Raw genomic sequence first — 24,853 nt, forward strand, 5'->3', positions numbered from 1 at the left:
CCGTGCGCTAGCTGCGTTTTCGGATCAGGGCAATGTAGAAGCCCTCAAAGTCGCGGCTAGGCGGAATGGTGAGCGTGCCGGGCAGGCCGTTGACGATGGCCGATACCTGACCCGCGGCAATGGCCTCGGTGAGAGCGTTGCTCTCGATATGCGGCTCCTCGCCGGCGTCCTGGGTGCGTCGTGCTTCACTTTCGCTTGGCGTGCCGTCGAGGGGGATAAGCTCGCAGTCCATATGCTTGTCGAGGGCCTCTTGCAGGGCGTCCTCGTTTTCCTGCGGCAAGATCGAACAAGTGGAATAGACGAGCGTGCCGCCCGGTTTGAGGGCCCCCATGGCGCGGTCCAGAAGTGCTCGCTGCGAGCGGGCGCACTTGCTCAGCAACTGCTCGGTGAGGCCGCGCAGGCTTTTCTCGTTGCCACTGATGACGGTGCCCGTGCCGGTGCAGGGAGCGTCGAGCAGGATGCGGTCAAAGCGGAAGAACTCGTCGAGCTCGCGTGCGTCGATGCGCATGACGGGCACGTTTTTGGCACCCTGGCGATGGAGGTTCGACTCGAGCTTTTCGGCGCGGGGAATGCTCATCTCACAGGCGGTGAGGTGCGCCTGTCCCTGGGTGAGGGCGGCGATCTGCGTCGTCTTGCCGCCGGGGGCTGCGCACATGTCCAGGATGTCCTCGCCTGCCTGGGCGCCCAGGACCAACGGCGGCATCATGGATGACAGGCTCTGCAGGTAGATTTTGCCGTCGCGGTAGATGTCGAGATCCCACAGATCTGAAACCTGGGCCTCGGGCAGGATAAAGGCGTCCGGATACCAGGTAACGGTTTGGTGGGCGATGCAGGCGGCATCGAGCGCCGCAGCGATGTCCTCGGCGGTCGCCTTGAGCGTGTTGGCGCGCAGCGTGACCGGGCGTGTGGCCGCGGCGCCGAAGCCCTCGATCATGAGCTTGGCATCGGCGGGCGCATAGGCGCCGGCGACCGTGTCGACCATAAAGCGCGGCAGGTCGGCGGCGCAGGGAAGGGCGGCAAGCTGGTCGGAAAGCTCGGTAGCAGCAAACTGCCTGAGCTTGAGCTCGGCCTTGACCTGCTTTTTCTGCTTACGACGACGCGGCTTGGACATCCGTCTTTCCTTCCCGTCCCAAATTGACTACTTTCCGGGCACGCCGCTGCTGGCGTGCTTTAGTACTGGCTCTCGTGCTTGCTAAAGAAGTCGAAGCGCGGGGGCAGCGGCTTCACGCGGTGCTCGCCGGGCTTCTCGCCCAGGCTCTCCACAAACTCATCCGTGGAGGCAAAGATGTTATCCCAGCTAAAGAAGGCGACCGGGTCAACGTCGAAGTACTCGCAGATGAGCTCGCAGCCGGCCGGCACGATGCCGTGCATGAGCACGGTCGCTACGCGCAGCTCGGTAAAGGCGTCGACGAGGGCCTGCGTCATGGCGGCGTTGGCCGGCTCGCCCTCGAGCTTGTTGGCGGCCTTGGAGGCATCGCTCCAGCGCTTGTTGGCGGCGCGCAGGTAGTCGTCGCACACAGCGAGCGCGTGGTGCGTCTCGAACTTGTACATGGCCTGCTCAAACGCGAGGGCGGCTTGCTCGGCGGCCTCGACCACGGTGGCCGAGGCGGCGCCAGCGGGAATGCAACCGTTGCGGTACGGGCTCTCGTCGCCTTCCTTGACGGCGACGCCGTAGAAGCAGCTGCGGGCAAGGCGGTTGAAGACGCCGGTCAAAAGGGCGCTTTCCTTAAGGGCCGGATCGATGACGCGCTTGTCGTCGCAGGCGTGTACCTCGTTGCCGTCCTTGTCCTTGCCGGTCACGCGGGTGTCGTATGCCTTGGGGCTAAAGCTCACCGGCTTCTCGGACAGGCCGAGCGACAGCCAATGCGCGCGCATCTGCTCGCAGGTGTAGTGGTTGAGCAGGTCGTCTGCCGGCGGGGGAGGAGTCTGCGAGGACGAGCTTGCCTTTTTGCCCATGTAGAGCAGGTGGTAGCAGGCGCTGACGGTGCTCTGCGTGAGGTTCCAACCCAGGGCCTCCCACATGGCGGTCTGCGCGATGCAATAGAAGTAGATGTTGTCCTGGCCAATGAACTGGTAGATCTGTGCGTCATCCGAGCACCACCAGTCGCGCCAGTCGAGCGAGCTGTGCTGGTAGGTGGGCGCGGGGACCTGCGTGGAATCGGCGGCGGGCTCGCCCATGAGGGCGGCATCCTGGGCGGCGACGCCCTCGGTCACGCCGGCGGCCTTGGCATCGCGTGCGAGCACGGTGCGCGTATAGCTGATGGGAGCCCACAGGCTCTCGGGCCAGCACCAGCAGGTGACGTCGGAGACGCCATCGACCTCGGGCACCGGAACGCCCCAGTCGATGTTGCCGGTGATGCGGAAGGGTACGAGCGCCTTGCCGCTGCGGAAGCGCACGCCGCCGTTGGCGAGCACCGCGTGGGCATCGTCGCGCTCCTTCCAGCTGGGGAAGGTGACGGTAAAGCTGCTCTTGTTGCCCTCGGGCTCCAGCACGGTGTGCTCGGGAAGCTGATCCTCGACGGCATCGAAGGCCTCGCGGAACTTGTTCTGGATGTAGAGCTGGGCCGGCAGCAGCCACTCTTCCATGGTCTTGGAGACCACGGAGCGAACCTGCGGGTTCTGGGCGAGCTTGGCGGTATAGGTTTTCATAAAGTCGAGGTAGGCCGGCAGGTCGAAGTAGAGGTTGTCGACCGGGCGCAGCTCGGGCACCTCGCCGGTGAGCTGGCTTTTGGGCGCGATGAGCTCCTCGGGCTCAAACTGGTGACCCAGGTCGCACTCGTCGGCATAAGCCTTCTCGGACTTGCAGCCCTGGATGGGGCAGCGGCCGATCACCTGGCGGCCGTTGAGGAACGTGCCGGCCTTGGCGTCGTAGAACTGCAGCGTGGAGCGCTTGGAGATGGTGCCCTGTTCGTGCAGACGCTCGATAATCTCGGCGGTCACCTCGTTGTGAATCTGCGCAGCCGGCTCAAGGCCCGAGCCGCCGTAGATATCGCAGCTGATGTTGTAGTTGTTGAGGGTCGCGGCCTGGCGGGAGTGATTGGACTCGACATACTCGGCGATGGACTTGTCGTAGCCCTCGTTCTCCTTGAGCTTGCGGTAGCTCTCCATGATGGGCGAGCCATAGCAGTCGGTGCCCGAGGTGAAGATGACGTTCTCGCGGCCCAGGCGGTCGCGCAGGAAGCGGGCGAAGAAGTCGGCAGGGACAAAGACGCCGCCAACATGGCCAAAGTGAAGGCCCTTGTTGCCGTAGGGCTCGCCGGCGGTAACGATGGCGCGGCGAGGCCAGTTGGGACGGTCGTTCATGGAGTATTTGGATGCCATGGGACTCCTTCGCATATGGTGAGAGCGCAGCCGGGCGTGGGGCTCGGCGGCGCGGTGGTCAATTCGTGCATATCGTTCGACATTATCGCACATGCGGACGGGTACGTGGCAGGGGCGCTATCCTAAGATGCTATGAATGAGATTTCCAACATACATGCGTTTGAAGACGAGGATTTTCTGCACGCCTGCTTTGTGTGGGGGATGGCCGTGCTTGGCGCATTTGCCGTGTGCCTAGTGCCGGTGTTTATGCTGCTGGGCGGACCCGCGGACCTGGATGCGGCTGACGCGGGCGGCTGGACCACGGTCGTGGGCTGGATAGTCGGCTTGGCTGCGATCTCAATGGCGTCGTTCGCCGTGCACGAGCTGGTGCACGGTGTGTTTTTTAAGCTGCTGGCGCCTGTGGGCGCGAAGGTGACCTTTGGGGCGAATCGCGAGACGGCGATGATCTATGCCTGCGCCGAGGGCGTGGTGTATTCGCGCCGGCGGTACGTGGCAGTTTGCCTGGCACCGACGGTTGTTGTGACGACAGCGTTTGCCCTGGGGTTTGCGTTCTCGGGCTATCCGCTGCTGTGCTACCTGGCGACCGGCTTGCATTTGTCGGGCTGTGTGGGCGACTGGTATTACGTGCGGACCATTTTGCGCGACCGCCGCATTGTCGCCTGCGAGGACACGTCCTTCGGCGTGCGCTTTTTCGGGTGAGGAGATGTCGATGAAGCCGTTGTTGTTGCACGCCTGCTGTGCGCCGTGCTCGCTTGAGCCGGTCCGCCTGCTGCGCGAGGAAGGGTTTGAGCCCACAATCTGCTGGACAAACCCCAATATTCAGCCGCACGATGAATGGCAGCGGCGTTTGGACGAGCTGCGCCGGTGGTGTGCCGATGGCGACATCGAGCTTATCGAAGCGGGGGAGGACCGGGAGCGCTGGGAGGCCGGCGTGGCCCCGCTGGGCGCCGATCGAGCCCGTCGCTGTCGCGCATGCTATGCCCTGCGTCTGGCCGAGGCGTGCCGTGTGGCCCAGGAGCGCGGGTTTGAGTTTGTGGGCACGACGCTCGCCGTCTCGCCGTATCAGCTGTTCGACACCTGCAATGACGTGCTCGAGCGCTTGGCGGCGGCACATGGGCTCACCCCGGTGATTCGCGATTTTCGCCCGTATTACCCCGAGGCGACGCGTCGCTCGCGCGAGCTGGGTATGTATCGGCAGAATTACTGCGGCTGCCGATTCTCGGCCGTCGAGGCGGCCATGGACCGCGCTCGCATCCGCGACGAGCGCAAAGCGTCCAAAAAGTAGTTCTTTTGAGCTGGCAGCCTGCTAGGATGTAGAACGGACTTTGGCTATATAAGGAGTATCCGACGTGTCTATGCGTACCGATGATTTTGACTACAACCTTCCTGAGGAACTGATTGCCCAGGCTCCTGCCGAGCCGCGCGACTCCTGCCGCCTGCTGGTGGTGGATCGCAAGGGCTCCCAGGCGGGAACGCCGCTGGAGCACGGCGGTACCGTTGAGCACCGCATCTTCCGCGACATCATCGACTATATCGAGCCTGGCGATGTGCTCGTCATCAACAAGACGCGCGTGATGCCGGCCCGCCTGATCGGTCGCAAGGAGGGCTCGGGCGGCGTGGTCGAGACGCTGCTGCTCAAGCGCCGCGAAGATGTTGACCCGCTGGGCCACGTTTGGGAGTGCCTGGTCAAGCCGGGTAAGCGCCTGAAGCCCGGTGCTCAGATTGAGTATCGCGCCGGTGGCGCCCATGCGCCCGAGGGGGCTCCCGTGGTGCTGACGGCCGAGGTCATCGACTTTGTCACCGATAGCCGCGGCGGCCGCCTGGTGCGTTTTGAGCCGGCCGGTTGCAATGCCGCCGGCGAGCCGCGCACGCTCGACGAGGCCATCCATGCTGCCGGCCACGTGCCGCTGCCGCCCTACATTACCGATTACGAGGGCGATCCCGAGAAGTACCAGACCGTCTACGCCATGAAGGAGGAGCACTCGGCTGCAGCTCCCACGGCGGGTCTGCACTTTACTCCCGAGCTCATGGCCGCTATCGAGGCCAAGGGTGCGAAGTTTGCCGCCGTCGAGCTCGAGGTGGGCATCGATACCTTCCGCTTGGTGGAGGAGGACGACCCCACGCAGCACGTCATGCACACCGAGCGCTACCACGTGTCGCAGGAAGTTGTCGACGCCGTGCACAAGGCCAAGGCCGAGGGTCATCGTGTGATCGCCGTCGGCACCACCGCGGTGCGCTCGCTCGAGAGCGCGTTTGACGCGGACGCGCCGGTGTCCGATCCGGCTGTGACGGCGCGCTATTTTGAGGGCCGCGAGGACGGGGCCGACACGCTCGGCCGCGGCGACATCGTGGTGCGCGAGAACGCGACAACGCAGCTCTACCTCATGCCCGGCTCGACCTATCACGTGGTCGACGCGCTGATCACGAACTTCCACGTGCCGCGCTCCACGCTCATGATGCTCGTGAGCGCGCTTGCCACCCGCGACCAGATCATGGATGCCTACGCCGCCGCCATCGAGGAGCGTTACCGCTTCTTCAGCTTTGGCGACGCCATGCTCATTTGTTAGTTACGCGGTTCTACGAACCGCGTAACGGCTCGACGCTGCGCGGGCCGCATTTGGACAATCTGACGTTCAACTTCAAGGGCGCGACCAGAAGGTCAGCGCCCTTTCGTTTCACGTCACCTTGTCTCAAATGCGACCCGCTCGCTGACTCTGCCATAACATCGGTGTTGCCGTGGTTGTTGAGTAGTCATTGGGCACTTGGCACTTGGGGACGTTCCTTTTAATATGAGCAGGACATTGTCAAGAGGCAAAATCGGGCCTGGCCCCAACGATATGGGGTCAGGCCCTCTCCCTATATCAGCCCGTCCGCGGCGACCTCGGCGTGTCTTACCGACGCTCGTCTTTGCAGTTTAATATCCGCCCGCGGCGATCTCTCGCTGGGCAATCCGTTGCTACGGCTGAGGCTTCTACGTCGAACCGACAGTCTGTGCACGCGTGTGGAGCCCTGGGCGCTCGCAGAAAAGGGACCTGAGGTTCGCCTCAACGGCTTCGGATCGAACCGCTTCCGGGGTGACTGGCTTATGTGCGGGGGACCGCCCCCCCCTACGCCTCCTCGGCCATGAGGCCGACCGCCCATACCCAGCAGGCGAGCTCGCGCGCCGTGGCCACGTTCGCCTTGTTGCCGTGGACCCCGCGCGCGAGCAGCGCCTCCCGCCTCTCGACCAGCCTCCGCACGCCCTTGGCGGCATGCCTCCGGGCGCCCCGGTCCGGGGCCTGGCCCTTGGCGAGGCCCTTCGGCCGCCCCGAGCACGTCAGGTAGTGCCACGCGGCCTCGACCAGCGTCTTCCTCAGGTGCTTGTTGCCGGCCTTGGTGATCGCGCCCCTGCGGTCGCTCTCCCCGCTGGAGTGCTCGGAGGGCGTCAGGCCGACCCACGCCGCGAACGAGCGGGCATTCCCGAACCTCGAGAACTCGCCGGCCTCGAACACGAGGTCGGCGGCGGACGCGGTGTCTACGCCCTTGAGGCAGCGGAGGGAGTCGACCCTCTTCCTCCACCTGGGCTTGCGGGCCTCGGCCTCGACGAGCCCCTCGAGCCTCGCCTTCTCCTCCGCCGCCCGCCTGACCGCGTCGACGTAGTAGGCGAGCACGTCGTTGTCGGCCCTCTCCGCGAACCTTATCGACTCGATCCAGGACCAGTGCGCCCGGGTCCAGTTGCCCTTCCTGCGGCCGGTGGGCGTCCTCTCGTCGAAGGCGAGCCCGTGCCTGAGCAGGAACTTGGAGAGCCGCTGCTTCGAGCGCGAGAGGTCGTCCCTCGCGTCCTCGAGCGCCCTGGTCAGGTCGCGGGCGGCCTCGCACTCGTCGTCGGGGACCCACACCTCGACCACGTTGCCGACCGACAGCATGCGGGCGAGGAACTCGGCGTCGTTGCGGTCGTTCTTCCTGCGCCTGTCCGCGCTGGGCTTGATCATCTTCGAGACGGCGCCGACCACGCAGTCGACCCCCAGGCCGGAAAGCCTCTTCTGCAGGTCGAAGCCCGTGACCCCGGACTCGTACACGCACCTGGCCCTGGGGTCCACGGAACGGACCCACTCCGCGACGGCGCCGGCGTCGTAGCCGAAGGTCGCGGCACGTACCTCCCCGGTCATGACGTCGAGGGAGACGGCCTTTATCGAGCGGGCGTGGACGTCGAGGCCGATGAAGGTGGTAGTATCGAGCATGGGAGCCCCTTCCATGAATGCGGCGTGGCCGCCACGGTTGGATTAGACACTCACCATTGTCGGCCTAATCCGCGGTCTTTCATGCAGCAGGGGCTCTCAATGTTTTTATGTCCTGCTCATATCGTCTGTGCCGGCACCTGGGGACAGTCCTTATGTCAAGAGATTGGTGGTCGTTGGGGATGTTCTTGTTTGACTAGTCGTTTAAGAACGTCCCCAATGACTATTGAATTGGCTTTTTGAGGGCTAAACAGGAACTATCTCACCGCAACTGCGTTGGGCGTTTTTTGGCGGCTGGTTTACTTGCTCGCGAACAGCCAGATTGCGATGATCACCAGGATTGCGGCGACGACGCAGACGATGGCGCCTGTGAATTTGATGCGTGAGTCGCGGGTACGCTCGCGCACCGCGTCCTCGGCGGCCTCGAGCTGGGCGACTTCTCGCTCGGTCTCGGCGTGTTCGGCTTTGTCTCGGGCCAAGGATCCTGCAAGCGACTCAGTGATCTCTGGGTGGTCGTGCACCTCGGTCGCCTGTTCGATGATTGACTGCGCATGTGCGGCATCTGCTTGGGCGTTGGCGATGCTCTGCTCCTGGTCGCGGCGTGCCTTGTCCTCGGCAGTGATCTTCTCGCGCAGTTCGCGCTGACGAGTCGCGGCGGCAGTCTTCGCCGTCTGCAGCTCGTCGCGCGCGGCATCGGCTTCGGTCGTCACGGCTTGGTGCGCGCGTTTTGCGTCGGCGATAGGGGCTTGAGCTTGCTCGACGGCCTGCTCGGCTGCGGCAAGCGAGTGTTCAAGGTCGGCGGTGATACGCGGGACATCTTCTTCGGCTTTACGCAGGGCATCTGCCGTGTCGGAGATCTGCATCGAGAGCTCGCTGGTGCGCACCGTATAGTTGGCGGGATTTGCCGAGGGATTGCGTTGCAGCTCGGCATACTCATGACGCAGTGTCTCGAGCTGGGCGCGCGTGGCGTCGACGGTTTGTTGTGCGGCGGCAATGCCGGCGTCTCGCTCGGCCTGCACCTTGTCGCGGATGCGCTTGGAATCCTCAAGACGGCGAACGAGGCGGTTGCCGGTCTCGCGCGAGCTCGCCTCGCGGGCCTCCACGGCATCGAGCGCGGCCTTCAGGCGGAGCTCGGTCGCGTCATCCTCTGTCTTCATTTGTTCGAGCTGACCCTTGAGCTCTGCTACTTTGGAAGCATGGACATCGCGATTGATTTCGGCTGCCGCAGCGGTCTTTTGCGCTGTGGCGATCGCCTGGCGCTGGTCGGCGACGATCTGGTCGTAGCGGCCTGCGATATCCTGGCGCGTCTCGAGTTCCTCGGCCTGATCGGCAATGCGCTGCTCAAGTTCGGCCAGGTGGGCGCGGGCATCGGCAAGTGCCTTTTTCGCGGCGTTCATCTCGCGCATGGCCGAGGCGCCCTGGGCGATAAAGGTACCCACGGCGTTCGCAGTGTTCGAGACAGCGGTCCCCAGATCGCGGCTTGCGGCGGGGGAGTGCGGGGCGGTCGGGCGAGCGGTGTCGGCAGCGTCCGCATCGGCAGCCTGCGGCGCGGCGATATTGCCGGTACCGCCCTCGACCACAGAAAAGCCTGCTGCGTGCGGATCGACCGCATCGGCGCCAATCGTGGGGTGCTCGAGCTGCAGAAACGAGGGCATGGTGCTGCCCTGGTCGGCAACCGGAGTCTCGCCGGGCACAAAGGTCGAGGCCGCCTCGGCGGCCTCCTCTTCCTCGGCATCGATATCGGCATCGGCGACGGCGTCTTTCATCGCTTTGACAGCATCCATCATGGAGTCCATGACGGCATCGAGCTCTTCTTCCGAAGACACCTCGATGGGGCCCGCTGCTTGCGGGGCGTCGTCCTGTACAGGGGCGTCGTCCTGAGCGGGCGCATCGTCGTTTTGCTCATCGGCGTTTTCTGTTTCGGGGGTTTCCGCCGTAGCGCTTTCGTTCAAGATGGGGTCGTCGATGTCGATACCATCGCAGGTCACAGCGTCAGTATCTGCGGTGACGTCTGCGGAATCATCAATATGCTGTTGAGTCTGGGGGTCCAGCTCGTCTGTCATAGGCATGTGCTCCTCATCGTTGTTTGTCACCCTATGATAAAGTCTCGCGCCGACATCCCGCGCGCCGCAGCAAAGTTTCAAAACGTGTTCGATGGCTCGATCTGATAGCAATAACTCGATCGCTTTATTCAGTTTGTACTTGACAATCCCTTCGCCGAACGACGTGGTGCCGTTCGCCTGCCATGGGCTTTATTTTTCACTTGAAGAAGCTAAAGTTGCATTTCAGCTTTTGGCGCGTGAAGTTGGATGCGCGCAGTCGGCGGGCGTGCCCGTCGCGATTTGAAAGGACTTTGTATGGGACTTTTCACTGGTAAGACCGTGATCGTCACCGGCGGCGGCAAGGCCACGCTTAAGGACGGTTCCGCTGGCTCCATCGGCTACGGCATCGATATCGCATTTGCCAAGGAGGGCGCGAACCTCGTCATCACCGGCCGCAACGTCGCCAAGCTCGAGGCCGCCAAGGAGTCTCTCGAGGCCGAGTACGGCGTCAAGGTTCTGCCTGTTCAGGCCGATGTCTCGGCTGGTCAGGACAACGAGGCCGTCGTCCAGAACGTCATCGACAAGGCCATTGAGGAGTTCGGCCGCATCGACGCCGTCGTCAACAATGCTCAGGCCAGCGCCTCGGGCGTGACCATCGCCGATCACACCATGGATCAGTTCAACCTGGCCATTTACTCTGGCCTGTATGCCACCTACCTGTACATGCAGAAGGCCTATCCGCACCTGAAGGAGACCAAGGGCTCCGTGGTCAACTTCGCTTCGGGCGCCGGCCTGTTTGGCAATTATGGCCAGTGCAGCTATGCCGCCGCCAAGGAGGGCATCCGCGGCCTGACCCGCGTTGCCGCCAACGAGTGGGGCAAGGACGGCATCAACGTCAACATCGTGTGCCCGCTTGCTTGGACCGCTGCGCTCGAGAACTTCCAGGATGCCTATCCCGAGGCGTTCAAGGCCAACGTCCACATGCCGCCGGCGGGTCACTACGGCGACGTCGAGAAGGAGATCGGCCGCGTTGTCGTTCAGCTCTGCGGTCCCGACTTTAAGTACATGAACGGCGAGACCGTCACCCTCGAGGGTGGCATGGGCCAGCGGCCGTAGGGGTTACGTCTCAGGTTCCGCCGTTCTAACGAACGGCGGACCAGCCGACGCTGCGCGGGCCGCATTTGGACAATCTGACGTTCAACTTCAAGGGCGCGACCAGAAGGTCAGTGCCCTTTCGTTTCACATCACCTTGTCTCAAATGCGGCCCGCTCGCTGACTTATGCTCAACCTGCGGCGCCATTTTGCTTGAAGGCACCTTGCTCGATCTGGCGGGTTTTCGCTGTCGGAAATGATCCGTTGGGGACGGAGGAAAACGGATCATTTTTATCCTGGTGCATTGGTGCAGGGGGCAGGTTTCCTTTGCACTAGTTTCTGTCGAGTCGGTGCTCCTTGCGGGTTGCCCGTATAATGGTCTGCGTATGAACCGCAACCAAGGAGTTCCAGTTTATGGACCAGAGTCTTTTTAAATTCGACCTGATCGCCGAGGATCCGACCACGCACGCGCGCGCCGGCGTGCTGCATACCCCGCACGGCGACATCGAGACGCCGATCTTTATGCCCGTGGGCACCAAGGCAAACGTCAAGGGCATTCCTACCGAGACCGTCAAGCAGCTCGGCGCCCAGATCGTGCTTGCCAATACCTATCACCTGTCCATGCGCCCCGGCGAGGACACCATCGCCGAGCTGGGCGGACTGCATAAGTTTATGAACTGGCACGGCCCCATCCTCACCGACTCGGGCGGCTTCCAGGTCTTTAGCCATAACGACGCCGTCAAGCTCACCGACGAGGGCGTGCGCTTTATCGTCAATGACTACGACGGCCGTCACGTGTTCTGGACGCCCGAGGACAACATGGAAATCGCCATGAAGCTCGGCTCCGACATCTGCATGCAGCTCGACCAATGCCCCGGCTATCCTGCCACACGCGCCTACGTCGAGCGCGCGGTGGAGCTGTCGAGCATGTGGGCCGAGCGCTGCTACAAGGCTCATACCCGCGATGACCAGGCACTCTTTGGTATCGTTCAGGGCGGCATGCATCTGGACCTGCGTCTGCGCTCGCTGCGCCATCTGGAGGAGTGCGGCGACTTCCCGGGCTACGGCATTGGTGGCTACTCGGTGGGCGAGGACCACGAGACCATGTTCGAGACCCTGGCACCGCTTGTGAGCGAGTACATGCCCAAGCACAAGCCGCGCTACCTGATGGGCGTCGGCAACCCGACGACGCTCGTGCGCGGCGTGGGCGTGGGCATCGACATGTTCGACTGCGTGCTGCCGACGCGCACCGGCCGCATGGGCACGGCATTCTCCAGCGAGGGTCGCCTCAACTTTCGCAACGCGCGCTTTGCGCACGACGACGGTCCCATCGATCCCACCTGCACCTGCCCGGTGTGCACGGGCGGTTACAGCCGTGCGCTCATCCGTCACATGGTCACGCAGAAGGAGATGCTCGGCGGCATTCTGCTTTCGATGCACAATATCTACTACCTGCTCAACCTTATGCAGCGTGCCCGCCAGGCCATTATCGAGGGCCGCTACGGTGCGTTCGTGAGCGACTGGATGAACAGCCCCGCGGCGGTGGATTACTAAGAGCCGCGGGCGCGCTTGCGGGGCGTGAGTAACGGCAAAGGCCAAGCGGCGATCGGTCGTCGCGTTCGCTAGCACTATCTGCACGACCGCTGACCGATAGCTTGCAAGCACTTTATGCATCGTGGGTACCATACCGAATAGATGATGTTCGGGCGGGTGTTTGGCGCATGGCGTCGACCCCGCCCGTTTCTATCTTCGATAGGAGTACCCATGATTAAGAATGAGAACGTCGAGGGCGAGCCTGCCTACGACGAGACGTACCGCCGCGGTCCCGTGGTCATGCGCGGCCCCATGATTCCTAAGGACAACACCTACGCCAACCTGCTGGCGCCCGAGGAGTCGACCGACTGGTTGCATGCCGATCCGTGGCGCGTCCTTCGTATTCAGGCAGAATTCGTCGATGGTTTTGGCGCGCTGGCCGAGCTCGGGCCTGCGGTGACCATCTTCGGTAGCGCCCGCACGCCCAAGACCGATCCGCTCTACAAGGCGGCGCGCACGGTCGGTCGCAAGATTGCCCAACGCGGCGTGGCGGTTATCACCGGTGGCGGCCCCGGCATCATGGAGGCGGCCAACAGGGGAGCGGCGAGCGCCAACGGCAAGTCGGTCGGCCTGGGTATCGAGCTTCCGCACGAGCAGGGGCTCAATAAATACGTGAACCTCGGCATGGACTTCCGTTACTTCTTTGTGCGCAAGACCATGTTCGTCAAATACAGCTCGGGCGCCATCGTGTTTCCCGGCGGGTTTGGCACGCTCGACGAGATGTTCGAGGTGCTCACGCTGGTGCAGACGCATAAGGTCAAGCGCATGCCGCTTGTACTGGTAGGCAGCGAGTACTGGCAGGGCCTATTCGACTGGCTTAACGGCCCGGTGATGGACGCCGGTATGATTAGCCCGCTCGATCCCGAGCTCGTACACATCACCGACGACATCAATGAGGCCGTCGACATCGCCCTGAGCGGGCTGATGTAGATCAATCGTGCCACGCGACATGAATACGCATGGCAATCTGATGTTATTTAACATCAGATTGCCATTTATATTGGGTATACTTGTGTAAAAGACGAGGGCGAGGAGGTCGCAAATGTCTACAGCAACAGTTAAGCCTACGACGGTTCGAATCGAAGAGGGGCTCAAGGAGCAGGCGACTGAGTTCTTGGATTCGGTCGGCCTCAGCCTCAATTCCTATCTCAATCTTGCCGTTCGGCAGCTGGTAAATCAGCGAAAGATTCCTTTTGAGATTGTAGGAAGGGCGGAGGTGCCCAACGAGGCGACGAGACGCGCCATGGTGATTGCCGAGGCTCATGAGTTGGGGATTTTGCCGGACGATAGCCTGTCATTCAATAACGCTGATGAGCTTATGTCATTCCTCGATGAGGAATAGCGATGTTCGAGATTAAAGTCGAGGCTCAATTTAAGGTGGACTACAAACGAACGATGCGCATGCATCCGCAGCTAAAAAGTGAGTTTAAAGCGGCGGTTGCAGAGCTTGTGGCCCATGGGTCACTTCCGGCGGAGTATGGCGCCCACGAGCTCTCAAACCCGGGCGGAAACTACAACGGCCACATCGATTTCCACCTATCCGATGGCTTGGTCGATGTGGTCGTTCTTTATCTTCCCCATAAGACTAACCCAGTGATTAGGCTGGTGAGAATGGGCACTCATCAGGAGCTGTTTCAGGGTCCGCTGGGCTGATCGCCGATTTCCAAGTTGCGGTGGAATAGGGATTGATTTGCGGCTGATAAGCCAAAAACAGTCCCTATTCCACCGCAACTGATGTGGGCGTCCCTAGTGAGTTGGCTGGTAGCGGGGGCAGTAGCTGATGGCGATGGCATCGACGCCTACATGGGTGGCGATGGTGCAGCCGATGGGGCCGGTGCCGGCGTCTACATAGTCTTGGCCTGCGAGTGCTTGGCTGACGAGCTCCTGCTCCTCGGCGGCGCCGGTCGTGAGCACGCGCACGCTGGAGCCCGGATGCTCGGCCAAAAACGCGAGGCAGTCTGCCATGGTGTTGGCGACGATGCGCTTGGCGCCGCGGCCCTTTTTGATGGCCTTGATCTCGCCCGATTTCCACTCCGGCGAAACGGCCAGGCGAATGTTGAGCATCTGCGTGAGCTGGCCGGCGAGCTTGGGCGCGCGGCCGTTCTTAACGAGGTTCTCGAGCGTGCGGGGAATCAGCAACAGGTGGGCGTCGGGCAGCGTCGCGCGGATCTGCGCCTCGGTCTCGTCCAGGCTGCGGCCGTCCTCGCGCATGGCCAGCGCGTACTCCACCAGCAGGCCCTCGGCACCCGAGCCGGTGCGCGAGTCGATGCAGCGCACGTCGAGTTCGTGCGTTTCGGCCGTCAGGCTGGCGTTGGCATAGCAGGCGGACCACTCGCTGCACAGTGAGATAAAGATGGCGCTATCATGGCCGTCGGCGAGCACGCGGTCAAAGAGTGCCTTGAACTCGCCGGCGCTCGGCTGCGAGGTGTGCGGCAGTTGCTCGGAGCCGGCCATGCGCGCGACGTACTCCTGGGCGGTAATCTGTACCTGGTCGAGCAGGTCCTCGCCCTCGATAATCACATGCAGTGGAATCACGTAAATGCCGAGCTCTTGAGCGCGGGCGGGGGAGATGTCCGACGTGGAGTCGGTTATGATGGCAAAAGACATAATTGCACCTTTCGTTGGGGCGCTTTCGCGCCGCCTTCTGAGAGCAAAGTGCGACAAGTATAGTGGAGTTGCTCTACATTGCTAGGTTCAATTGTTGAATAGTCAACAGTTTGAAGTGTCGGTGTGGAAATCATCAACTGGGGAAGAGGAGTGCCGATGGCGGCATTACAGCTATGCGAGCGGCCGGTTGTGCTGTTCGATTTTGACGGCACGGTGGCCGATACGGGCCGGGCGGTGATGACCTCGACGCGCAAGACGTTGGCCGCGCGCGGGTTTTCGGAGGCGCAGATGGGTGACCTGCGCCGCATGATCGGGCCGCCCCTGTGGAAGAGCTTTCACGACTTTTATGGCTTCTCGCGCGAGGAGTCGCTTGTGGTGGCCGACGAGTACCGTGCCTTTTTTGATGAACTGGGACCGGAGGAGTATCCCGTGTTTGACGGGATCCCCGAGCTGCTGGATGGGTTGGTCACCCAAGGCAAGCGTATGGCCGTGGCGACGTCACGCATGGAGGCAAAGTGTATCGACATGGTGGGAGAGCTGGGACTTTCTCAGTTTGAGGCGGTGGTTGGCATGAATCCGCCGCAGGGGCGCGAGACCAAGGCCGATTCGGTCCGCGATGCCCTGGCAGAGCTCGGTGCGACGGCGGGCGATGCCGTGATGATCGGCGATCGCTTTAACGACGTCGAGGGCGCGCACGCGATGAGCGTACCGTGCATTGGTATCTATTCGGGCGCGGCGGCGTCGGGCGAGCACGAGGCGGCGGGTGCCGATGCAGTGGTGCACTCGGTGGCCGAGCTTGCTAAACTTTTCGCTATCTAATAGACGTAATGTGAGGGGCGGGCGTACCCGTCACTCATTGGTGAGGAGGTCGTCCATGAATCAGGTGGAGCAGAGCGTTATCGAGTATGTCGACGAGGTCTGGGAAGATGTCGTCGCCGATATCGAACAACTGGTGAGCTATCCGTCCGTGGCCGTTGCTGCCAATGCAGAGCCCGGTGCGCCGTTTGGCCGACCGGTCCGTGATGCGCTCGATTGCGCGCTCGGCATTGCGCAAAAGCTCGGCTACCAGACGGGCGACGACGAGGGCTATGTGGGCATTGCCGATATCCCGGGTCGCGGCGACAAGCAGCTCGCGACCATCTGCCACGTGGACGTGGTGCCCGCCGGCCCCGGCTGGAACACCGATCCGTTCGCGATGGAGCGTCGCGAGGGCTGGCTGCTCGGCCGTGGCGTGATTGATGACAAGGGTCCGGCGGTGCTGTCGCTCTACGCCGGTGCCTACCTGCTCAAGCACGGCATTGTGCCGCGCTATACCTTCCGCGCGCTGCTGGGCTGCGATGAGGAAGTGGGCATGTCCGACGTTCACCATTATCTGGAGAACCACGCAGACCCCGACTTTTTGTTTACGCCCGATGCCGAGTTCCCGGTCTGCAATGCCGAGAAGGGCCAGTTTGGGGCGACGTTTGTGAGCCCCAAGATCGACGGCGGGCGCATTGTGTCCTGGAGCGGTGCCGAGGCGAGCAACGCCATTCCGTCGCAGTCCATCTGCGAGCTCGCGATTGCCGCTGATGAGCTGCCGGCGCCGGTCGAGAACGCCGACCGCTTGGAGATTACGGCGCTCGATAACGGGCACGCGCAGATTTTTGCCCATGGCATTGGCGGTCATGCCTCGATGCCCGAGGGAACGATTAACGCCGTCGGCCTGATCGTGGCGTATCTGCGCGAGGCCGAGGACGCGTTTGGTGCACGCGACGAACGCCTGCTGACGCCTGCCGAGCACGAGTTCGTCAAGTTCCTGGCCTTTGTGCATGCGGATGCCTATGGCCGCGGCCTGGGTATCGATGCGACGAGTCCGGCGTTTGGCCCGCTTACCTGCAACGCTGGCGTCATCCGCGTGGCGGATGGCCATATTGAGCAGGTCATCGACGTGCGCTTCCCCGACAGCACGAGTGCCGATACCATCCGCGAGCAGCTCGACCCGCTCGTGGGCCGTTTTGGCGTGACGTGTCAGCTGGGTCGCGCTAAGGTGCCGTTCTCGGTGTCTGCCGACGATCCGGCCGTGAAGGCGCTTATTGATACCTATAACGAGTTTACGGGCAAGCATGCTGAGCCCTTTGCCATGGGCGGCGGCACGTACGCGCGCAACTTTGCCCGCGCCGTATCGTTTGGCCCCGAGGAGACCGGCCTGGAGCTGCCCGCATGGGGCGGCCAGATGCACGGCCCCAACGAGTGCGCCAACGAGGAACAGCTTAAACAGGCGCTCAAGATTTATATCGTGGCGATCCTGCGCCTCAACGAACTTGAGCTGTAGGGCTTCCCCAGGCACCCGACCTTGCCCCTCAAACCGTCGCTTGCGTACCAAAGTACGCGGCGCTCCTCTTTCGGGGCAATCTCGGGCACCTGGGAAACCCCTATATCCTGCTTGGATACAAACTTGCATTACGAGCCCGGTGCTTCGGCCCGGGCTTTTTCTGTTGCGGTGGGGTAGTCATTGGGGACGTTCCTTTGGTGTAAAAGGTGCGCCATGTTCGGCGCTGGATTGTTATCCGTTTGTAAAGGCTGGGCAGAGCTTGCGGTAAGGGTCTATCAATAGCCCGTAAGAAACCGCAGATAAGGCGGTCGTCGCCCGATCGGGGCCGTATCTTTCCAAACAGCAAAGCGGGCGGGGTGCCCGCGAGTCGCATGTATGAAAGGAAGATCATGCTCGATCAGGCTTATTCTCGTCGTCAGTTCCTCGGCCTCGCTGGTGGTCTTGCCAGCATCGTCGGTCTCGGTCTCGTTGGTTGCGGCGGCTCCGGCGCATCCGACGCCGCCGACAAGGGTAGCGCCGCTGCTGCCGAGTCCGTCTCCGGCGAGGTGACCTACGACGGCGCCTCCTCGTTCCAGGCTCTCGTCGAGGCCGCTGCCGAGAAGTTCATGGATGCCAACCCGGACGTCTCCGTCTCCGGCTCGGGTAACGGTTCGGGCAAGGGCCTGACCGCTGTTGCCGCCGGCACCGTCACCATCGGCAACTCCGACGTCTTCGCCGAGACCAAGCTCGAGGCCGACCAGGTCAAGAACCTCGTCGACCACGAGGTTGCCGTCGTGGGCATGGGTCCCGTCGTCTCCAAGAACGTGACGGTCGACGACCTGTCCCTCGAGCAGCTCAAGGGCATCTTCTCTGGCCAGATCACCAACTGGAAGGAGGTCGGCGGCGACGACGCCACCATCGTCGTCCTCAACCGCAAGGCCGGCTCCGGCACCCGCGCCACCTTCGAGGCCGCCGTCTTTGGCGACGAGGCCGTCGACTTTAAGGGCGACGCCGAGCTCGACAAGTCCGGCGACGTCCAGACTCAGATGGGCAGCACCGATAACGCCATCTCCTACCTCGACTTCTCGCACTTCGATGACTCCAAGTTCAACGCCATCAAGGTCGAGGGCGTCGAGCCCAAGAGCAAGAATGTCACTGATGACTCCTTCAAGATCTGGGCTACCGAGCACATGTACTGCTCCAAGGACGCCGACGAGGCCACCAAGGCCTTCCTGGAGTTCATGCTTTCCGACGACGTCCAGGGCAAGCTCGTCGAGGAGCAGGGCTTCATCCCCGTCTCTGCCATGAAGGTCGTCAAGGACGCCAGCGGCAAGGTCTCTGCTAAATAAGTAATCGCCCCGGAAAGGTTTGCAATGGCAAAACAGCTGCCAAAGCGCGACCTTGAGAACGTGGGCCTGGGCGTCACGGGCGCGTGCGTAGCGCTCGTGACGCTTGTCGTTGCCGCGCTCATCTTTATGGTCGCCCAAAAGGGCCTCTCGGCTTTTGTCAAGGACGGCGTCTCGGTCGTCGAGTTTTTCACCGGCACCAAGTGGGACCTGGCCAACACAGCCGAAAACGGCCTGCCCTATACCGGCGCCCTGCCCCTGATCGTCACCTCGTTTGCGGTCATGGTGCTCTCCACGCTCATCGCGCTGCCCATCGCCATCGGCTCCGCCATCTTTGCGGTCGAGATCCAACCCAAATTTGGTTCCAAGGTCTTTCAGCCGCTTATTGAGCTTTTGACCGGCATTCCCTCGGTCGTCTTTGGACTGATTGGCTTTCACGTGGTCGTCGGCCTTATGAAGAGCGTTTTCCACGTGAGCACGGGTCTGGGCATCTTGCCCGGCGCCATCGTGCTGGCCGTCATGATCCTGCCGACCATGACCACGCTTTCGGTCGATGGCCTGCGTGCCGTGCCCGATAGCTACCGTCAGGGCTCGCTCGCGCTGGGCTACACCCGCTGGCAGACCATCTGGCACGTGGTGCTCAAGTCCGCAATGCCGTCGCTCATGACCGCGGTCATCCTTGGCATGACCCGCGCCTTTGGCGAAACGCTCGCCGTACGCATGGTTATCGGCGGCATCGAGGCCATGCCGACGTCGCTGCTGTCGCCGGCCTCGACCATCACCACCACGCTCACCACGTCCATGGCGGTCTATGCCGAGGGTTCGGCCCAGGACGATGTTCTGTGGGCGCTCGGCCTGCTGTTGATGGGCATGAGCCTCATCTTCATCCTGATCATCCATCTTATCGGCCGCAAGGGGGCGAAGGCTCGTGGCTAGCGCGCGCATCCATATCGACGAGGCGAGACCCGGGCGTGTCCAAAAGCAGGATCGCATCGCCACGGGCGTGCTGACGGCGATCGTCGCCACCGTCATGCTCATCGTCGTCTCCATGGTGGCCTATATCCTGTTTGAGGGCATCTCGACGCTGTTCCAGCCGGGATTTCTCACGCAGCCCGCGCGCGCCAACGGAACCCAGGGCGGCGTGCTCTACCAGCTGTTCGACTCGTTCTACCTGTTGCTGATCACTCTGGTCATCTCGGTACCCATCAGCCTGGGCGGAGCGGTCTTCCTGGTTGAGTACGCGCCGAACGGCCCTATCCGCGACATCGCCTCCACTGCCATCGAGACGCTGTCCTCGCTGCCTTCGATCGTCGTCGGCATGTTCGGCTTTCTGGTGTTCTCGGTGCAGCTGGGCTGGAAGTACTCCATCATCTCCGGCGCCGTCGCGCTCACCATGTTCAATATCCCCATCCTGGTGCGCGTGATTCAGCAGGCGCTCGAGGACGTACCGCAGGCCCAGCGCGATGCGTGCCTGGCCATGGGCCTCACCCGTTGGGAGGCCACGCTGCATATCCTAATCCCCGAGGCCATGCCCGCCATCGTGACCGGCATCGTGCTTTCGGCCGGCCGTGTGTTTGGCGAGGCCGCGGCACTGCTCTTTACCTCGGGCATGAGCTCGCCGGTTCGCCTGAACTTCTTGAGCTTTAACCTGTCGAGCCCCACCTGCGCCTGGAACGTGTTCCGCCCCGGTGAGTCGCTCGCTGTGCACATCTACAAGATTTACGGCGAGGGCAGCCCCGAGGCTCAGCAGATCGTCTGGGGCACCGCGGCGCTGCTGATGATCTGCGTGCTGCTGTTTAATGTAGTCGCCCGTATCGTGGGCAAGCAACTGGCAAGGAAGATGACGGCCGAATGAGCGAGATGAAAGCAACGCCCGCAACCGAGGCGGCCGCGTCCGAGACCCAGGACTTTCTGTCGAGCGTGGGGGAGAGCGAGAAGCGCGTTCGTGTGAGCGGCAAGGCCGTGAGCGACGAGGTCGTGCTCTCCACCAAGGACGTCAACGTGTACTATGGCGACCACCATGCCCTGCACAATACGTCGCTCGACTTCCACAAGGGCGAGATCACGGCGCTTATCGGGCCTTCGGGCTGCGGTAAGTCGACCTTCTTGCGTAGCCTCAACCTGATGAATCGCGAGATTCGCGGCTGCCGCGTGGAGGGCGAGATCAACTACCGCGGGCGCAACGTGAACACCAAGACCGAGAACACGTACGAGCTGCGCCGTTCCATTGGCATGGTGTTCCAGCAGCCCAACCCCTTTCGCAAGTCTATTCGCGACAACATCACGTTTGCGCCCAAGCGACACGGCATTACCGACCGCGACGAGCTCGATCGCATGGTCGAGGAGAGCCTGCGCGGCGCGGCGCTGTGGGACGAGGTCAAGGACAAGCTCGACAAGAGCGCCTATGCGCTTTCGGGCGGCCAGCAGCAGCGTCTGTGCATCGCGCGTACGCTGGCGCTCAACCCCGACGTGATTTTGTTCGACGAGCCCTGCTCGGCGCTCGACCCCATCTCGACGCTCGCGATCGAGGACCTCATGTCGTCGATCGTGGCCGACCGCGCCATCGTCATCGTGACGCACAACATGGAGCAGGCGTCGCGCGTGTCCAACCGCACGGCGTTCTTCTACATGGGCGATATGGTCGAGTACGACGAGACCGACGAGATTTTCCAACGGCCCAAGGATAAGCGGCTGAATGATTACCTCACCGGCATGTTCTCCTAGTCCGGGACATGCTTGAGGCCCGCGGCGGCCACGGTTGCCACGGGACTGATTGGAGAGGCGGGTCATCTCTTTTGGGAGATGGCCCGCCTTTTTGTGTCGTGTGCGGCCCGCCTTTTCGCTGCTATCATGGACAACGTTGAATTTCTACGAAGGAGCAGGGCATATGGCGATTCTTTTGGGATGCGATTCCGTCAGCCTAGAGTTTCCCACCAAGCATATTTTCGATAGCGTGACGCTCGGCGTGGGCGAGGGCGACCGCATTGGTATTGTCGGTAAAAACGGTGACGGCAAGTCGACGCTGCTGAGCGTGCTCGCCGGCACGCTGGAGCCCGATGACGGACGCGTGACGCACCGCCGCGGCACGACGATCGGTCTGCTCGGCCAAAAGGACAACCTGGTCGATACCGACACCGTGCATCATGCCGTTGTGGGCGACGCACCCGAGTATGAGTGGGCGTCGAGTCCGCGTACGCGCCAGATTCTGGCTGGCCTCATCAGCGATGTGCCCTGGGAGGGCACGGTGGGCGAGCTTTCGGGCGGCCAGCGCCGTCGCGTGGACCTCGCGCGCCTGCTGATCGGCGACTATGACGTGCTCATGCTCGACGAGCCCACCAACCACCTGGACATGCGCACCATCAACTGGCTCGCGCGCCACTTAAAGGCCCGCTGGCAGCGCGGCCAGGGCGCCATGCTCGTGGTCACGCACGACCGCTGGTTCTTGGACGAGGTCTGCACCAGCATGTGGGAGGTCCACGACGGCCAGGTCGATCCCTTCGAGGGCGGCTACTCGGCCTACATCCTGCAGCGCGTGGAGCGCGACCGCATGGCCGCCGTCACCGAGGAGCGTCGCCGCAACATGGCGCGCAAGGAGCTCGCATGGCTGAGCCGCGGTGCCCAGGCTCGTTCCACCAAGCCCAAGTTTCGTGTGGATGCCGCTCGCGAGCTGATTGCCGACGTGCCGCCCGTGCGTGACGAGCTGGAGCTCAAGCGCCTGGCCGTGAGCCGCCTGGGCAAGCAGGTCATCGACGTGGTCGACGTGGACGCCGGCTACACGGATACCGACGGCGCGCCCAAGCAGGTGCTCTCCGATGTGACCTGGCTCATTGGCGCGGGCGACCGCTATGGTCTTTTGGGCGAGAACGGCGCCGGCAAGTCCACACTGCTCGGCGTGATTCAGGGCAAGATCGCGCCCCTGCGCGGTCGCGTGAAGATTGGCCAGACAGTGCGTTTTGGCGTGCTGTCGCAGCAGCTCGAAGAGCTCGAGCCCTACATGGGCGACACGATTCGCGAGGTGCTCAGCAACTATAAGAAGTACTACATCATTGACGGCAAGGAGACTTCGCCCGAGAAGCTCTGCGAGCGTCTGGGCTTTACGACGCAGCAGCTCTGGAGTCGCATCGGCGATCTTTCGGGCGGCCAGCGCCGTCGCCTGTCGCTGCTGCTGACGATCCTGGACGAGCCCAACGTGCTCATCCTGGACGAGCCGGGCAACGACCTGGATACCGACATGCTCGCGATTGTCGAGGACCTGCTCGACGGCTGGCCCGGCACGCTGATCTTGGTGACGCACGACCGCTTTTTGATGGAGCGTGTGACCGACCAGCAGTGGGCGCTGCTCGACGGCCACCTGACGCATATGCCCGGCGGCGTGGACCAGTACCTGCGCCTGTGCAACGCCACTGCCGAGGGCGAGCCCGTGGGCGCACCGAGTGCCAAGACCGGTACGTTCGACACTGGTACCGCGGCAGCTGCGGCCGAAAAGCCCAAGTCGAGCGGTCAGCCCAATGGCCTTTCCAATGCCGAGCGCCAGAAGCTTCGCCGCGAGGTGAGCTCGCTCGAGCGCAAGATGGAAACGCAGCGCGCTCGCGTGGAGGAGGCCGAGGCCGCGATGGCCCAGGTCGACCCCACCAATTACACGGCGCTCGGCGAGCAGCAGGCAAAGATCGACGAGGCCCACGCCACCATGGACGAGCTGGAGACGGCGTGGCTCGAGGCGAGCGAGAAGCTCGAGGGCGAGGAGTAGGCAAGGATGATCAAGGCTGCGTTTTTCGATATCGACGGTACGCTGCTGAGCTTTGAGACGCACCGGATTCCGGCGTCGGCGCGGCAGGTGCTCGACAGCTTTCACGAGCAGGGGATTGCGTGCGTGATCGCCACGGGTCGCCCGACCTACCAGATGCCCGATTGGCTGCTCGACTTGGGTTGGGATGCTTACATTACGCTTTCGGGCCAGCACTGCTTTGATGCCAAGGGCGTCTACCGCAGCTGCCCGATCGATCCGGACGACGTCGCGGTGATTGTGGACCAGGTGGCGCAGGGACGCTACGACTCGCTGTGCATGCAGGGTGAGAACTCGTTTGTGAACCGCCTGTCCGAGCGTGTGGTGACGGCCGGCAGCAACGCGGGAATCGTTTACCACGAGGAGCCGTTTGAGCATGCCTTCGACGCGCCGGTCTACCAGTTTTGCGCCTTTGTGGATTCGGCCGACGAGCATATCGTGACCGATGCGGTGTCACATTCGCTCACTACGCGCTGGTGTGACCTGTTCTGCGACATTATCCCTGCCAACGGCGGCAAGGATCTGGGCGTGGCGGCGACGTTGGAGCGTCTGGGCATCGACGCGAGCGAGGCGATCGCCTTTGGCGACGGCGAGAACGACCTGTCGATGTTTTCCGCCGTGGGCACGAGCGTGGCCATGGGCAACGCACAGGACACGGTGAAGGCTGCAGCGACCTACGTGACGACCGCCGTGGACGACGACGGAATCTACAACGCCGCAAAGCACTTTGGGCTGCTATAGCTGCTGATCCGGCACTTGGGGACGTTCCTCTTGTGCCGGCAGTTGGGGACACTCCTTGTGGGGTGTGTCTCCGTTTTGTTTTCGTCCCGTGCGTTTTGTGAAACACGGTTAACTTTTTAAACAACGTAGTAAGACATGGGCAACTTTTGCGGTAAAGTAAATCAAGCAAAAGTATCCAAAGGCTAACTAGAAGTCATCGCGAAAGGCGGCCCATGGCCCTACGTGAATCCGGAGAAGACTATCTCGAATCTATTTATGTGCTCTCGAAGCACCAAGGCATCGTTCGATCGATTGACGTTGCGGAGCACCTCGGCGTAACCAAGGCGAGCGTTTCCAAGGCCATGGCGACGCTGGAGAACAGCGGCTATGTCGAAATGGGCAAGCGCGACGTTCGTCTGACGGAGCGTGGTCTGGAGGTTGCTCGTCAAATGTGGGAGCGTCACTGCTTTTTCGTGGGGCTGCTGGAGGATGCGGGTGTTTCGGCTGAGCTCGCGTCGCAAGAGGGCTGCCACATGGAGCACTGCCTGAGCGAGGAGAGCTTTGAGAAGCTAAGGGCGATGTTGGGCCGGGACAGCGACCGGGACCAGTAGCCCCGCCAACTAAGTCCAACTCAGACAAGGAACCCCGCCAGCAAGCGATGCCCAAGAACCGCCAGCAACGTTACCGCAGGCCGGGGCCGGGCTTGGTTTTGAAAACATTCCGCACTGATATTTTCTGTATTGAAGACGTCGATGATGCACCCGTATACCATTGACGTCGACACCATCAGATGCGGACCGCGCGGTGACCCCACATTCCGCTGGCGCCCACAGGGCTGCCCT

General features: G+C 62.6%; 23 protein-coding genes. 18 read left to right on the forward strand and 5 right to left on the reverse strand.

The window, feature by feature from the left end:
* Positions 1–7: 7 nt before the first annotated feature.
* Together AAAX77_RS07555 and AAAX77_RS07560 are read right to left on the reverse strand one after the other, a co-directional pair.
* The gene (locus AAAX77_RS07555; RefSeq protein WP_346978907.1) at positions 8–1,111 is read right to left on the reverse strand and encodes an RsmB/NOP family class I SAM-dependent RNA methyltransferase; all 1,104 of its coding nucleotides are present in this window, start codon (positions 1,109–1,111) and stop codon (positions 8–10) included.
* A 59-nt stretch (positions 1,112–1,170) separates the two neighbouring features.
* Complete coding sequence (locus AAAX77_RS07560) at positions 1,171–3,321, reverse strand: class I tRNA ligase family protein (protein ID WP_349105615.1); 2,151 nt, start codon at positions 3,319–3,321, stop codon at positions 1,171–1,173.
* A 132-nt stretch (positions 3,322–3,453) separates the two neighbouring features.
* Here AAAX77_RS07560 and AAAX77_RS07565 point away from each other — a divergent pair, with 132 nt between their 5' ends.
* The 3 genes from AAAX77_RS07565 to queA all read left to right on the forward strand — a co-directional run bounded on the left by AAAX77_RS07565 (position 3,454) and on the right by queA (position 5,888).
* Positions 3,454–4,020, forward strand: a complete 567-nt coding sequence (locus AAAX77_RS07565; RefSeq protein ID WP_346978903.1) for a DUF3267 domain-containing protein — start codon at positions 3,454–3,456, stop codon at positions 4,018–4,020.
* 10 nt (positions 4,021–4,030) lie between these two features.
* Complete coding sequence (locus AAAX77_RS07570) at positions 4,031–4,606, forward strand: epoxyqueuosine reductase QueH (RefSeq protein WP_040359283.1); 576 nt, start codon at positions 4,031–4,033, stop codon at positions 4,604–4,606.
* A gap of 70 nt (positions 4,607–4,676) precedes the next feature.
* Positions 4,677–5,888, forward strand: a complete 1,212-nt coding sequence (gene queA, locus AAAX77_RS07575) for a tRNA preQ1(34) S-adenosylmethionine ribosyltransferase-isomerase QueA (RefSeq protein WP_346978981.1) — start codon at positions 4,677–4,679, stop codon at positions 5,886–5,888.
* A 540-nt stretch (positions 5,889–6,428) separates the two neighbouring features.
* Here the strand turns inward: queA and AAAX77_RS07580 are convergent.
* Both AAAX77_RS07580 and AAAX77_RS07585 read right to left on the reverse strand, forming a co-directional pair.
* A complete protein-coding gene (locus AAAX77_RS07580; RefSeq protein ID WP_349105617.1) occupies positions 6,429–7,541 on the reverse strand; it encodes an IS110 family transposase in 1,113 nt (370 codons plus the stop codon).
* A 296-nt stretch (positions 7,542–7,837) separates the two neighbouring features.
* A complete protein-coding gene (locus tag AAAX77_RS07585; protein ID WP_346979799.1) occupies positions 7,838–9,601 on the reverse strand; it encodes a hypothetical protein in 1,764 nt (587 codons plus the stop codon).
* 91 nt (positions 9,602–9,692) lie between these two features.
* On the opposite strand from AAAX77_RS07585, the gene AAAX77_RS07590 reads away from it, so the two are divergent.
* The 6 genes from AAAX77_RS07590 to AAAX77_RS07615 all read left to right on the forward strand — a co-directional run bounded on the left by AAAX77_RS07590 (position 9,693) and on the right by AAAX77_RS07615 (position 13,918).
* The gene (locus tag AAAX77_RS07590) at positions 9,693–9,884 is read left to right on the forward strand and encodes a hypothetical protein (protein ID WP_148332093.1); all 192 of its coding nucleotides are present in this window, start codon (positions 9,693–9,695) and stop codon (positions 9,882–9,884) included.
* Between the two features lie 11 nt (positions 9,885–9,895).
* The gene (locus AAAX77_RS07595) at positions 9,896–10,696 is read left to right on the forward strand and encodes an SDR family oxidoreductase (protein ID WP_006235414.1); all 801 of its coding nucleotides are present in this window, start codon (positions 9,896–9,898) and stop codon (positions 10,694–10,696) included.
* 390 nt (positions 10,697–11,086) lie between these two features.
* Positions 11,087–12,226, forward strand: a complete 1,140-nt coding sequence (gene tgt / locus AAAX77_RS07600; protein WP_055285790.1) for a tRNA guanosine(34) transglycosylase Tgt — start codon at positions 11,087–11,089, stop codon at positions 12,224–12,226.
* Between the two features lie 210 nt (positions 12,227–12,436).
* A complete protein-coding gene (locus AAAX77_RS07605) occupies positions 12,437–13,195 on the forward strand; it encodes a TIGR00730 family Rossman fold protein (RefSeq protein ID WP_346979798.1) in 759 nt (252 codons plus the stop codon).
* A gap of 112 nt (positions 13,196–13,307) precedes the next feature.
* Positions 13,308–13,607, forward strand: coding sequence for a type II toxin-antitoxin system RelB/DinJ family antitoxin (locus AAAX77_RS07610; RefSeq protein WP_152067857.1), 300 nt, complete (start codon positions 13,308–13,310; stop codon positions 13,605–13,607).
* Between the two features lie 2 nt (positions 13,608–13,609).
* Positions 13,610–13,918 (forward strand): type II toxin-antitoxin system YafQ family toxin, encoded by a 309-nt coding sequence (locus AAAX77_RS07615; RefSeq protein WP_055250871.1) that lies wholly within the window; start codon positions 13,610–13,612, stop codon positions 13,916–13,918.
* Between the two features lie 93 nt (positions 13,919–14,011).
* On the opposite strand, the gene AAAX77_RS07620 is transcribed toward AAAX77_RS07615, so the two are convergent.
* Complete coding sequence (locus AAAX77_RS07620; protein ID WP_346979797.1) at positions 14,012–14,872, reverse strand: DegV family protein; 861 nt, start codon at positions 14,870–14,872, stop codon at positions 14,012–14,014.
* Positions 14,873–15,028: 156 nt separating this feature from the next.
* On the opposite strand from AAAX77_RS07620, the gene AAAX77_RS07625 reads away from it, so the two are divergent.
* The 9 genes from AAAX77_RS07625 (at position 15,029) to AAAX77_RS07665 (ending at position 24,622) form a co-directional block, all read left to right on the forward strand.
* Entirely contained in the window at positions 15,029–15,691 is a 663-nt protein-coding gene (locus AAAX77_RS07625; protein WP_349105622.1) for an HAD hydrolase-like protein, read from the forward strand.
* Between the two features lie 55 nt (positions 15,692–15,746).
* Positions 15,747–17,183 carry a M20 family metallopeptidase gene (locus AAAX77_RS07630; protein WP_349105624.1) on the forward strand — a complete coding sequence of 479 codons (1,437 nt, stop codon included), beginning with the start codon at positions 15,747–15,749 and terminating at the stop codon, positions 17,181–17,183.
* A 389-nt stretch (positions 17,184–17,572) separates the two neighbouring features.
* A complete protein-coding gene (locus AAAX77_RS07635; RefSeq protein ID WP_260700045.1) occupies positions 17,573–18,511 on the forward strand; it encodes a phosphate ABC transporter substrate-binding protein in 939 nt (312 codons plus the stop codon).
* A 24-nt stretch (positions 18,512–18,535) separates the two neighbouring features.
* A complete protein-coding gene (gene pstC, locus AAAX77_RS07640; RefSeq protein ID WP_117735562.1) occupies positions 18,536–19,444 on the forward strand; it encodes a phosphate ABC transporter permease subunit PstC in 909 nt (302 codons plus the stop codon).
* Entirely contained in the window at positions 19,437–20,363 is a 927-nt protein-coding gene (gene pstA, locus AAAX77_RS07645; RefSeq protein WP_349105626.1) for a phosphate ABC transporter permease PstA, read from the forward strand. The genes pstC and pstA overlap by 8 nt, the downstream gene beginning before the upstream one ends.
* Positions 20,360–21,232: a phosphate ABC transporter ATP-binding protein PstB gene (pstB, locus tag AAAX77_RS07650; protein ID WP_349105628.1), complete on the forward strand. Its 873-nt coding sequence runs from the start codon at positions 20,360–20,362 to the stop codon at positions 21,230–21,232. Before pstA ends, pstB begins: the two co-directional genes overlap by 4 nt.
* A 163-nt stretch (positions 21,233–21,395) precedes the next feature.
* Positions 21,396–23,255 (forward strand): ABC-F family ATP-binding cassette domain-containing protein, encoded by a 1,860-nt coding sequence (locus tag AAAX77_RS07655; RefSeq protein WP_349105630.1) that lies wholly within the window; start codon positions 21,396–21,398, stop codon positions 23,253–23,255.
* A gap of 6 nt (positions 23,256–23,261) precedes the next feature.
* Positions 23,262–24,032, forward strand: coding sequence for a Cof-type HAD-IIB family hydrolase (locus AAAX77_RS07660; protein WP_349105631.1), 771 nt, complete (start codon positions 23,262–23,264; stop codon positions 24,030–24,032).
* Positions 24,033–24,244: 212 nt separating this feature from the next.
* Positions 24,245–24,622 (forward strand): metal-dependent transcriptional regulator, encoded by a 378-nt coding sequence (locus AAAX77_RS07665; protein WP_349105633.1) that lies wholly within the window; start codon positions 24,245–24,247, stop codon positions 24,620–24,622.
* The last annotated feature ends 231 nt before the right edge of the window (positions 24,623–24,853 follow it).

It is taken from the genome of Collinsella sp. CLA-ER-H6 (assembly GCF_040092305.1).
GTDB lineage: Bacteria > Actinomycetota > Coriobacteriia > Coriobacteriales > Coriobacteriaceae > Collinsella.